Source organism: Micromonospora sp. S4605 (genome assembly GCF_003176715.1).
Taxonomy (GTDB): domain Bacteria; phylum Actinomycetota; class Actinomycetes; order Mycobacteriales; family Micromonosporaceae; genus Micromonospora; species Micromonospora echinaurantiaca.
Genome location: NZ_QGSW01000312.1, coordinates 1 through 11239, shown reverse-complemented (window position 1 = coordinate 11239; position 11239 = coordinate 1). Strand labels below are relative to the sequence as shown.

The following is an 11239-nucleotide window of genomic DNA, read 5'->3' as shown; positions in this document are numbered from 1 at the left end:
CCGGTGGTGGTGCGGCGGGGGAGGGTCAGCCCTGGCAGCCGGTGGGGGCTTCGCCCGCGGACGGGACCGAGGCGACCACGGTGTCGGCGATCGGCGCGACCCACTGCAACGGCTGCTCGTAGGCGCGCGGCACCCGGACGGTGACCGCGGTCTCCCGGTCCAGCGTGGTGAGCACGGTGGCGTCGGCCTGCTCGGTGGCGTGCCAGCAGACCTTGTTGACCAGCCAGACGTCGTCGGTGTCGCCCACCGCCGGCTCGGCGCCGCCGCAGGCCACGGTCAGCGCCGGGTCGCCGTACGCGGCGTTCTGCTCCGGGCCGGCGGTGACCGGACGCTGCTGCAGGTCACGGACGGTCGACGGGAGCTGGGAGAGCAGCGCGCGGCACACGGTCGCGGGGCGCTCGGCCAGGGCCGGCGCGGCCATCTCGACCGGCGCGGTGGACTGGGCGCGGGCGGTGGTCGCCGACGGGCTCGGCGCCGCGGCCGGCTCGTCCGGCGCGAGCTGGGCGAAGGCGAGCCCGGCCACCACCACGGTGACCGGAAGCGCGACCAGCGTCGCGATCAGCGCGGCGCGGCGGGTGGTCCCGTCCGGCGCCGTGGACGCGGGCCGGTCCACCCCGCCGGCCTCCGGGCGGGGAGAGTCAGTGATCTTGTCCACTTACAGCCGTACCACCGAACACGTGAGGGTGCGGGTGATGCCGGGCACCATCTGCACCTTGCTGACGATGAGTTTGCCGAGCTCGTCGACGGTGTTCGCCTCGGTGAGCACGACCACGTCGTAGGGCCCGGTGACGGCGTCGACCCGCACCACGCCGGCAAGGTCCGCGATCAGACCGGCCACGTCACGCGCCCGGCCGACCTCCGTCTGGATGAGGATGTACGCCTGTACCACGACTCGACCTCCGTCCGTCGCCGCCCGCGAGCGGCCCGAGAGGAGAAAGTACCTTACGGACCAGGTCTGATCCCTATCGGTGGTCAAGGAGAAGCGGTGAGCGAGCGCGGCAGGAGCGGGCGGGGCGTCGGACCGGGCGTGGCGCCGGTGGCGAGGGAGGTGCCGGCATGAGTGTCGCGGGGGTGGGCGAATTCGGTCTGATCGACCGGGTCACCGCCCGGTTGTCGTACGGCCCGACGGTGCTGCTCGGGCCGGGGGACGACGGGGCGCTGGTGGCCGCCCCGGACGCGCGGGTGGTCGCCTCCACCGACGTGCTGGTGGAGGGGCGGCACTTCCGGCGGGACTGGTCCGGCGCGCGGGACGTGGGGCACCGGGCGGCGGCGGCGAACCTGGCCGACGTCGCGGCCATGGGGGCCACCCCGACCGCCCTGCTGGTGGCCCTCTGCATCCCCGCGGACCTGGCCATCGGATGGGCCGAGGAACTGGCCGACGGGCTGGCCGCGGAGGCGGCGACGGTCGGCGCGAGCGTGGTCGGCGGGGACATGTCGGGCAGCCCCACGTTGACCATCGCGGTGACCGCCCTGGGTGACCTGGCCGGACGGGCGCCGGTGGTGCGCTCCGGTGCCCGGCCGGGCGACGTGGTCGCGCTCGCCGGGCGCACCGGGTACGCGGCGGCCGGGCTCACCGTGCTATCCCGGGGCTTCCGGACGCCGCGGCTGCTGGTCGAGGCGTACCGGCGGCCGGAGGTGCCGTACGCGGCCGGCCCGCAGGCCGCCGGGCTCGGCGCCACCGCCATGATCGACGTGTCGGACGGGCTGCTCGCCGACCTCGGGCACGTGGCGAGGGCCAGCGGGGTCGGCATCGACGTGCGCCGGGACGCCTTCGAGGTGCCCCGGCAGATGCGCGACGCGGCCCAGGCGCTCGGCGTCGATCCGTACGCCTGGCTGCTGGCCGGTGGCGAGGACCACGCCCTGGCCGCCACCTTCCCGCCCGACGTGACGCTGCCCGAGCAGTGGCACCCGATCGGGCGGGTGGTGGCCGGCGCGGGCGTCACCGTCGACGGCGAGCCGTACCAGGGGGTCACCGGCTGGGACCACTTCCGGTAAGGGCTCCGAGCGGTCGTAACCTTTACTCCGTGACGGAGATCGAGATCCACGCCGCGCGCTTCGACTCGCCGGAGGCGCAGCGCCTGATCAGGGACGCGCTGGCCGACCTCGGCGCCCGGTACGGCGGCAGCGGCGACGACACCCCGGTCGACGCCGCCGAGTTCGAGCCACCGGGCGGCGCGTTCCTGATCGCCAGGCTGGACGGCCAGCCGGTCGGCTGTGGCGGCTGGCGCAGCCACGGCGAGGGGACCGCCGAGCTGAAGCGGATGTACACCGCGCCGGCGGCACGCGGTCGGGGGGTGGCCCGGGCGCTGCTGGCGGCGGTCGAGCGGTCCGCCCGCGAGCAGGGGCGCAAGCGGCTGATCCTGGAGTGCGGCGACCGGCAGCCCGAGGCGATCGGGTTGTACACCTCGACCGGCTACGAGCGGATCCCGAACTTCGGCTTCTACAAGGACGAGCCGGGCTGCCTCTCGTTCGGCCGTACCCTCTGAGCCACCGCCCCGCGCGGGGCCGTGACCGGCGGCGTCAGCCGGTGGTGATCCGGACCTGCTCGGCCGCCTTGCCGGCGGCGTCCGTCGCGGCCGGGCCGTCGATGCCCCAGGCCAGCACGTGGCCGCTGCGTCGCAGCGACGAGGTCACCTCGGTCACCGTGTCGCCCACCGCCACCTCGAGCTGCACGTCCAGCACCCCCGGCACCCGCCGGGCGTCGCGCAGCCCGGCGACGGCGGAGACCGTGCCGGGCGGCGCGAGCAGGAACTCCACCGCCGCCGCGCCGGTCGGCCGCGGCCGCAGCGCCGGCCGCTCCCCGCGCAGGATGCGCAGGTACGCCTCGATGAAACCGCACTCGTAGGCGATCGAGATCAGCGCGGTGATCATGTCGCCGGGCAGCCGGGCCGCGCACTCCACCAGCGTCGGCCGGCCGTCGGCGAGGATCCATTCGCTGTGCAGCACGCCGGTGCGGAAGCCGGCGGCGGTGGCCAGCCGGGTCGCCACCGCGAGCAGCTCCCGGCGGGTGGCCGCGGGCAGTGCCGTGGGCACGGTGTGCCCGGTCTCGACCGGGCAGCGCCCGGGCAGCACCCGCTTGTCGGTGACGTTGCCGAAGATCACCTCGCCGTCGGCGACCAGCAGCTCGACGCTGTGCTCCGGCCCGTCCAGGGCCTGCTCGACGAGCACCCCGGTGGGTAGCCCGTCGGTCGCCTCCGGCGGCGCCTCGGGGGAGGCGGTGGCCGCCCAGGCGGCGGTGATCTCCGCCGGGTCGCTGATGATCTGCACGCCCAGGCTGCCGGATCGCCGGGTCGGCTTCAGCACGCACCGGCCGCCGTGCCGCTCGGCGAACGCCACCGCCTCGGCGGCAGTGCCGACCAGCTCGAACGCCGGGTTGGCCAGTCCTGCGTCGGCGGCCAGCAGCCGCATCCGGTGCTTGTCGGAGAAGACGTCGGCGGCCGCCGCCCCGGCGCCGGGCAGGCCGAGTTCGGCGGCGAGCCGGGCCGCCCCGGCGACCGCGTACTCCAGGCCGGGCACCACCAGCCGGGCGGAGCGCAGCGCCGGCTCGCGGGCCACCAGGGCGGCGGCGTCCAGGCCCGTCTGGTAGCGCGCGGGCACCACCCGGGAGATGAACGCCAGCTCGCCGGCCAGCTGCTCGATGCCGCGCCGCTGGATCACGTCCGGCTCCTCGACCAGGACCACGGAGCCGGCCGGCAGCTCCTCGGCGTACCAGCGCAGCATGCCGAGGGACGCCCCGACAATGATCATCTCGTCTCGGCCCAGGTCCAGCTGCACCAGTCGTCCTCCGTGCTCGGGGTGCGCGCCGGGAAGGGGACGGCCGGCGCAGGCAGACCCTAACCGGACCGGTGCGGGTGCGTCGACGCAGCGTCGCGTACCGGTCAACGCCGGGGCCCGGACACGACAGAGCCGGCGGGCCACGAGGGCCCGCCGGCGCTGGCGAGTATGTCGGTCGGTGTTACCGCGTCAGGCGCGGGTGACCTTGCCGGCCTTGATGCACGAGGTGCAGACCTGCATCTTCTTGGTGTTGCCGCCACCGGCCGGGGTCCGCACCGACTGGATGTTCGGGTTCCAGCGGCGGTTGGTCCGCCGGTGCGAGTGGGACACGTTGTGGCCGAAGCCCGGCCCCTTGCCACAGACGTCGCACACGCTAGCCACGGGATACTCCTGGGTTTGAAACGTTCATGAGGTCGCCGCCAGGCGCTGCCCGGGCAACCTGGTCAGGTTACCCGATGAACCGCCGCCCCGCCCAACCGGCCCGTCCGCCCGGGGCCGTGCGGGCCGTGGGGGTGGCGGGGGAGTGGCCGGCGGCGCGCCGGGACGCCCGGTAAGGGTACCCGCCGGCCGCGCACCGGCCGTACCCGGGACACGCCGCGCCGGCCCGGCCGAGCCCGGCGGGTGTCGGTGCGCGCCAGTAGGCTTCACGCCGTGCTGGACACCCTCGACGCCGCCGCGGTCCGCCGCTGGTGCGCGGGCGGGCTGGCCGCGCTCAAGCGGCACCAGGGCGAGATCGACGACCTGAACGTCTATCCGGTGCCCGACGGCGACACCGGCACCAACCTGGTGCTCACCCTCACCTCCGCCCAGCAGGCGCTGGCCATGGACCTCGACACCCTCCCCGACGACGGGCCCACCCCGCACGGTCACGCGCTGCGGCTGATGGCGCGCGGCGCGCTGCTCGGCGCCCGGGGCAACTCCGGGGTGATCCTGTCGCAGATCCTGCGCGGCTTCGCCGACGCGCTGGCCGCCCGGCCCGCGGTGCGCGGCCGGGAATTGGCGGTCGCGCTGCGCGACGCCACCACCGCCGCCTACGCAGCGGTCGCCAGCCCGGTCGAGGGCACCCTGCTCAGCGTCGTCGCCGCGGCCGCCGGGGCGGCCGAGCGGGCGGACAGCGACGAGCTCTGCGCGGTTGCCCGGGCGGCGGCCGGCGAGGCGTCCCGGGCGCTCGCCCGCACCCCCGAGCAACTGCCCGCGCTGGCCCGGGCCGGCGTGGTCGACGCTGGCGGGCGGGGGTTGTGCCTGCTGCTCGACGCCCTGGTCGAGGTGATCACCGGAGAGAGCCCACAGCGGCCGGCGCCCACGCGGCCGGCGGCCCGCCCGCCGGCCGTCGCCGTCCGCGAGACCGGCTCCGACGAGTACGCCTACGAGGTGCAGTTCCTGCTCGACGCCGACGAGCCGGCGGTGACCCGGCTGCGGGCGGAGCTGGCGGCGCTGGGCGACTCGCTGGTCGTGGTGGGCGACGGCGACGGCACCTGGAACGTGCACGTGCACGTCAACGACGTCGGCGCGGCGATCGAGGCGGGAGTGGTCGCCGGCCGGCCGCACCGGATCTCGGTGACCCGCTTCGCCGACCAGGTCGCACCGGTGCCGCCGGCCGTGGCGGCGGACGGGCGGGCCGCCGTGGTGGTGGCCGCCGGCGCGGGCATCGCCGAGCTGTTCGGCGGCGAGGGCGCGACGGTGGTGCCCGGCAACCCGTCCACCGGCGAGCTGCTGGACGCGATCCGGGCGACCGGCGCCGCCCGGGTGGTGGTGCTGCCCAACGACCCGAACACCCAGGCGGTGGCGAGCGCCGCCGCCCGCGAGGCGCACGGGTTGGGCATCAAGGTCAGCGTGGTGCCGACCCGCTCGCCGGTGCAGGCGCTGGCGGCGCTGGCCGTACGCGACCCCGGCCGGCGTTTCGAGGACGACGTGATCGCGATGGCCGAGGCGGCCGGCGCCTGCCGCTACGCCGAGGTCTGCCACGCCAGCCGGGAGGCGCTCACGGTTGCCGGCCCGTGCCGCCCGGGCGACGTGCTGGCGCTGGTCGAGGGGGAGGTGCACCTGATCGGCGCCGACCTGCTCGACACCTGCGTCGCCGTGGTCGACCGGATGCTCGGCGGCGGTGGTGAGCTGGTCACCCTGCTCGCCGGGGCGGACGCCCCGGACGGGCTGGCCGACGCGGTGCGGGAGCACGTCGGGCGGCACTGGCCGTTCGTGGAGGTGCAGGCCTACCCGGGCGGCCAGCCACACTATCCGCTGCTGGTGGGGGTCGAGTGATGCCCGAGACGGCCACCGTGGACACGCCGCTGAAGAAGCTGGTCGGCGAGAAGACGGCGAAGGCGCTGGCCAGCCACCTCGACCTGCACACCGCCGGCGACCTGGTCTACCACTTCCCGCGCCGCTACGACGAGCGCGGCGAGCACACCGACATCCGGTCGCTGGACGTCGGCGAGCAGGTCACCGTGCTGGCCCAGGTGCAGCGCACCGCCGTACGCCCGATGCGGCAGCGGCGCGGCAACCTGCTGGAGGTGACCGTCGGCGACGGCTCCGGCGGCCTGCTCACCCTGACCTTCTTCGGCAACCAGGCGTGGCGGGAGCGGGAACTGCGTCCGGGCCGGTGGGGGCTGTTCGCCGGCAAGGTCACCGAGTTCCGGGGCAAGCGGCAGCTCAACGGCCCGGAGTACGTGCTGCTCGGCGAGGGCGGCGACGGCGAGGCGGCGGCCAGCGAGGAGATCGAGGAGTTCGCCGGCGCGCTGATCCCGGTCTACCCGGCCGCCGCGGCGGTGCCGACCTGGGTGATCGCCCGCTGCGTGCGGGTGGTGCTGGACACCTTCACCCCGCCGGACGACCCGCTGCCGGCCACCGTGCGGGCCAGCCGCAACCTGGTCGGGCTCGGCACCGCGCTGCGCGAGATCCACCGGCCGTCCAGCAAGGAGGACCTCTACCGGGCCCGGCGGCGGCTGAAGTGGGACGAGGCGTTCGCGGTGCAGCTGACCCTGGTGCAGCGCAAGCACCGGGCCGCCGACTGGCCGGCCCGGCCCCGCCCGCCGCGCCCGGGTGGCCTGCTGGACGCGTTCGACGCCCGGCTGCCGTACGAGCTGACCTCCGGCCAGCGGGACGTGGGCGCCGAGATCGCCGCCGACCTGGCCACCCCGCATCCGATGCACCGGCTGTTGCAGGGCGAGGTGGGTTCGGGTAAGACCGTGGTCGCGTTGCGCGCCATGCTCCAGGTGGTCGATGCCGGCGGGCAGGCCGCGCTGCTCGCCCCGACCGAGGTGCTCGCCGCCCAGCACCACCGCGGCATGCTCGACCTGCTCGGGCCGCTCGGCCGGGCCGGCGAGCTGGGCGCCGCCGAGCACGCGACCCGGGTCGAGCTGGTCACCGGCTCGCTCGGCGCGGCAGCGCGCCGGCGGGCGCTGGCCGAGGTGGCCAGCGGCGCCGCCGGCATCGTGCTCGGCACCCACGCCCTGCTCTACGAGGGGGTCGACTTCGCCGATCTGGGCCTGGTGGTGGTCGACGAGCAGCACCGGTTCGGTGTCGAGCAGCGCGACGCGCTGCGGGCCAAGGCCGAGCAGCCGCCGCACGTGCTGGTGATGACGGCCACCCCGATTCCGCGCACGGTGGCGATGACCGTCTACGGCGACCTGGAGACCTCGACGCTGTCCCAGCTGCCGCGTGGCCGGTCGCCGATCGCCTCGCACGTGGTGCCGGCCGCCGAGAAGCCGGCCTTCCTCGACCGGGCCTGGCGCCGGCTGCGCGAGGAAGTGGCCGCCGGCCACCAGGCGTACGTGGTCTGCCCGCGGATCGGCGACGGTCCCGGGTCGGAGGAGGAGGCGCCGCGGGAGGACGACTCCGGGCGGCGGCCGCCGCTGGCGGTGACCGAGGTGGCGCCGCTGCTCGCCGAGGGGCCGCTGCACGGGCTGCGGATCGGCGTGCTGCACGGCCGGCTGCCGGCCGACGAGAAGGACGCGGTGATGCGCTCCTTCGCCGCCGGCGACCTCGACGTGCTGGTGGCCACCACCGTGGTGGAGGTCGGCGTCGACGTGCCGAACGCCACCGTGATGATCGTGCTGGACGCCGACCGGTTCGGCGTCTCGCAACTGCACCAGCTGCGCGGCCGGGTCGGCCGGGGGGCCGCGGCCGGGCTCTGCCTGCTGGTCACCGAGGCGGCCGAGGGCAGCCCGGCGCGGGAGCGGCTGGACGCCGTCGCGTCCACCACCGACGGTTTCAAGCTGGCCGAACTGGACCTGGAGCAGCGCCGCGAGGGTGACGTGCTGGGGGCCACCCAGTCCGGGCGCCGCTCCCACCTACGGCTGCTCTCGCTGCTGCGCGACGCCGACCTGATCCGCGACGCCCGGGCCGAGGCGATCACCCTGGTCGAGGAGGATCCGGAGCTGGCCCGGCACCCGGCGCTGGCCGCCTCGGTGGCCGCCCTGGTCGACGAGGAACGCGCGGAATACCTGGAGAAGGGCTGACCCGGCCACCCCTTCCGGCCGCGGCCGTCGGGTGGCGCTTCGCGCCCGATCCGCGGTGGACCGCGGTTCCGTGCGGCCGGTGCGGTGACGGGACATGGTGAGGGCGCGCCGACCCGGGTGGGTCGACGCGCCCTCAGCGCTCAGTCCGGCTCAGCTCACGCGGTGAAGCGCACCCGCCGCCGCCGCGCCATCAGGAAGAGCACCGCGCCCAGGGCGAGCAGGGCGACCGCGCCCGCGGCGATGCCGCCGGCCGCCGCACCGGTCACCGGCAGGCCCGGCTCCTCGCCACCGCCACCGCCACCGCAGTCACCCTCGGGGGCGTAGACGGCCTCCATCTCCAGCTCCAGCTCGGGGAGCACGACCAGCGCGGTCTCCTCCTTGCCGGCCTTGAAGGTGACGGTCTCCGAGTCGCCCGGCTGCACGGTGCGGGTCTCGGTCTCCTTGCCGTAGGTGAACACCACCTTGACCGGCAGGCCACCCTCCGGGTTGGTAGCGGTCAGCGTGAAGTTCTCGCAGTCGGCCTTGGTGGTGATGGTGGGCAGCGGGCAGTCCTCGGGACGCTGCCACGAGTAGCTGCCGTCCTCGATCACCTGGCCGTCGACCAGCACCTCGACCTTGCCGGCGTTCTCGGCCGGCACCACGGTGTCGTTGTCGGCCTTGCCCGGCTCGACGGTGACCTTCTTGGACCAGCCGTTCTCGCCCCGGACCTCGAACTCGACCGGGTACTTCGAGATCTTGCCGTCGTTGCTCAGCGACACGGTGACGGTGCCGTCGCAGTTGGACGCGAACGTCGCGGCCGGGGTGGTGCAGCTCTTGTCACCGCCGTTGTACGCGCCCAGCGGGCCGGTGGACCGGTTGCCGGGCGTGCCCTTGGAACCGAGCTTCTTGTTGCCGTACCGCTTGCCGCCCTCGACCAGCGGGTCGATGATCTCGTCGGTGCCGCCCCAGATCAGGTCCACCTGGGTGTGGCAGTCCGGGATGTCGACCTTCAGGTCGATCTCGGTCTGGGTGCCGCCGATCCAGTCGCTGTCCGGCGTGCCGTAGACGTACTGCGGGGTGGCGAACTGCGGCCGCGGCGCGAAGTACGACACCAGCGTGAAGTGCTGCTTGCCGTCACCGCAGAGCGGCAGGTCACCGTCGAGCTTGACGGTCGCGGTGCCCTTCGGGCCGTCGAAGGTGTGGCTGTACTTGGCCTTGCTGGCGTCCACACACTTCGGCGCGGGGGTGCAGGGCTTGTCGCCGCCCAGGTTGATGCTGCCCTCGTTGGTGCGGTCCTGGCCGTTCTTCTTCCACAGTGCGTAGACCGTCAGCTTCGCGCTGGCGGTGTCGCCGGGCACCCGCTGCACCGCCTGCACCGAGCCGCCCTTGGGGACGACGGCGCCCTCCAGCGGCTTGCTGGTGTCGGCCGCCAGGTTCACCGGGGTGGACGGGTCGGCGGTCACGGTCTTCAGCGTCGCCGCCTTGTCCCGCTCGCTGTTCTCCACCGTCCAGGTGATCACGCGCTCGCCGGTGAGCCCGTCACAGTCGGCGGTGGCGGTGATGGTGGTGTGGTGGGCGCTGGCCGGCGCGGCCACCGCGACGGCCGCGGTGAGGCCGAGGAAGGCGGCCCCCAGCACGGCCAGTGGTCGCCGTAGCGACGCTCTGGTACGGATCACGCGTACTCCCGGGGTGAGGAAGCTGAAGGGGGTGGGCGCGGAGTGGGGCGGTTCGGACGGTCGCAGGTGCGTCAGCGCGTGTCCGGTGCGGGCGCCGCTCCGTGCCGTGGGCCGGCGTCCACCGCCGACACCCGGCAGACCCTAGCGAGATCGTCGCGTGCGTTACAGCGTTCAGCGGGACCTAAGGATGATGTTATGAATGCGAGATCATTGATATACGAAGGGTGGCCGGATTGGCGCGACACGCATACCGGCGGTGTCGCCGGGGGGTCTCCGGGCCTCGCGTAGCGTCGGGGTCATGAGCAGGAGGAGACGGTGACCCGGATCGTGGCCGGGACGCTCGGCGGCCGGCGGATCGCCGCCCCGCCCGGCGCGGGCACCCGGCCGACGTCCGACCGGGTCCGGGAGGCGTTGTTCAGCGCCGTGCAGGCCGAGGTCGACCTGACCGGCGCCCGCTTCGCCGACCTGTACGCCGGCTCCGGCGCGGTCGGGCTGGAGGCGCTGTCCCGGGGCGCCGGGCACGTGCTGCTGGTCGAGTCCGACCCGCGGGCCGCCCGGGTGATCCGGGAGAACGTGGCCGCCCTGCGCGCCGCCCCGGCCGCCCGGCTGGTCACCGGGAAGGTGAGCACCGTGCTGGCGGCCGGCCCGGACGGCGGCCCGTACGACGTGGTCTTCGCCGACCCGCCGTACGCGGTGCCGGACGCCGACGTTACCGCGATGCTCGCCGCGCTGGTCGACGGCGGGTGGCTGGCCCAGGACGCGCTGGTGGTGGTGGAGCGCTCCAGCCGGACCGGGCCGGTCGAGTGGGTGCCGGGTGTCACCGGCGAGCGAAGTCGCCGTTACGGCGAGACCACCCTTTGGTACGGTCGCCGATCATGAGACGTGCGGTGTGTCCCGGCTCGTTCGACCCGGTCACCAACGGACACCTCGACATCATCGGCCGGTCGAGCCGGCTCTTCGACGAGGTGATCGTCGGCGTGCTGGTGAACCAGTCGAAGAGCGGCCTGTTCACCGTCGAGGAGCGGATCGACATGCTCCGCGAGGTGACCGCCTCGTACGACAACGTGCGGGTCGAGTCGTTCCGTGGGCTGCTGGTCGACTTCTGCCGCGCCCAGCAGGCGAGCGTCCTGGTCAAGGGCCTGCGCGCGGTCAGCGACTTCGACTACGAGCTGCAGATGGCCCAGATGAACATCGGGCTGGCCGGCGTCGAGACGCTCTTCATGCCGACCAACCCGCTCTACTCGTTCCTCTCCTCCAGCCTGGTCAAGGACGTGGCCAAGTGGGGCGGCGACATCTCCGCCCACGTCCCCGACGTGGTCCGCCAGGCCCTCCAGACCCGCCTCACCCCCAACC

11 protein-coding genes are annotated in these 11239 nt (G+C 74.8%); 6 read left to right on the top strand and 5 right to left on the bottom strand.

Annotated features, from left to right (window positions below; translation table 11 throughout):
- Positions 1-25 precede the first annotated feature (25 nt).
- Together DLJ47_RS28040 and DLJ47_RS28035 are read right to left on the bottom strand one after the other, a co-directional pair.
- Positions 26-646 carry a DUF3515 family protein gene (locus DLJ47_RS28040; RefSeq protein ID WP_233258058.1) on the bottom strand — a complete coding sequence of 207 codons (621 nt, stop codon included), beginning with the start codon at positions 644-646 and terminating at the stop codon, positions 26-28.
- Between the two features lie 9 nt (positions 647-655).
- Complete coding sequence (locus tag DLJ47_RS28035) at positions 656-889, bottom strand: Lrp/AsnC ligand binding domain-containing protein (RefSeq protein ID WP_013284547.1); 234 nt, start codon at positions 887-889, stop codon at positions 656-658.
- Positions 890-1056: 167 nt separating this feature from the next.
- Here DLJ47_RS28035 and DLJ47_RS28030 point away from each other — a divergent pair, with 167 nt between their 5' ends.
- A complete protein-coding gene (locus DLJ47_RS28030) occupies positions 1057-1995 on the top strand; it encodes a thiamine-phosphate kinase (RefSeq protein WP_109904373.1) in 939 nt (312 codons plus the stop codon).
- A gap of 29 nt (positions 1996-2024) precedes the next feature.
- Positions 2025-2486 carry a GNAT family N-acetyltransferase gene (locus DLJ47_RS28025; RefSeq protein WP_109904371.1) on the top strand — a complete coding sequence of 154 codons (462 nt, stop codon included), beginning with the start codon at positions 2025-2027 and terminating at the stop codon, positions 2484-2486.
- A 34-nt stretch (positions 2487-2520) separates the two neighbouring features.
- Here DLJ47_RS28025 and DLJ47_RS28020 read toward each other — a convergent pair whose 3' ends face one another.
- Both DLJ47_RS28020 and rpmB read right to left on the bottom strand, forming a co-directional pair.
- Positions 2521-3774, bottom strand: coding sequence for an ATP-grasp domain-containing protein (locus tag DLJ47_RS28020; protein ID WP_109904369.1), 1254 nt, complete (start codon positions 3772-3774; stop codon positions 2521-2523).
- A gap of 189 nt (positions 3775-3963) precedes the next feature.
- Positions 3964-4155: a 50S ribosomal protein L28 gene (gene rpmB / locus DLJ47_RS28015; RefSeq protein ID WP_088963534.1), complete on the bottom strand. Its 192-nt coding sequence runs from the start codon at positions 4153-4155 to the stop codon at positions 3964-3966.
- 270 nt (positions 4156-4425) lie between these two features.
- On the opposite strand from rpmB, the gene DLJ47_RS28010 reads away from it, so the two are divergent.
- Complete coding sequence (locus tag DLJ47_RS28010) at positions 4426-6033, top strand: DAK2 domain-containing protein (RefSeq protein WP_109904367.1); 1608 nt, start codon at positions 4426-4428, stop codon at positions 6031-6033.
- Entirely contained in the window at positions 6033-8231 is a 2199-nt protein-coding gene (gene recG / locus DLJ47_RS28005) for an ATP-dependent DNA helicase RecG (protein ID WP_396773665.1), read from the top strand. Before DLJ47_RS28010 ends, recG begins: the two co-directional genes overlap by 1 nt.
- Positions 8232-8386: 155 nt before the next feature.
- Here recG and DLJ47_RS28000 read toward each other — a convergent pair whose 3' ends face one another.
- Positions 8387-9886 (bottom strand): cell wall anchor protein, encoded by a 1500-nt coding sequence (locus DLJ47_RS28000; protein ID WP_109904363.1) that lies wholly within the window; start codon positions 9884-9886, stop codon positions 8387-8389.
- A 315-nt stretch (positions 9887-10201) separates the two neighbouring features.
- Here DLJ47_RS28000 and rsmD point away from each other — a divergent pair, with 315 nt between their 5' ends.
- Together rsmD and coaD are read left to right on the top strand one after the other, a co-directional pair.
- Positions 10202-10765 carry a 16S rRNA (guanine(966)-N(2))-methyltransferase RsmD gene (gene rsmD, locus DLJ47_RS27995; RefSeq protein WP_109904361.1) on the top strand — a complete coding sequence of 188 codons (564 nt, stop codon included), beginning with the start codon at positions 10202-10204 and terminating at the stop codon, positions 10763-10765.
- Positions 10762-11239, top strand: a 478-nt coding sequence (gene coaD / locus DLJ47_RS27990; RefSeq protein WP_109904375.1) for a pantetheine-phosphate adenylyltransferase, incomplete at its 3' end; no start/stop codon positions are given. The genes rsmD and coaD, both read left to right, overlap by 4 nt.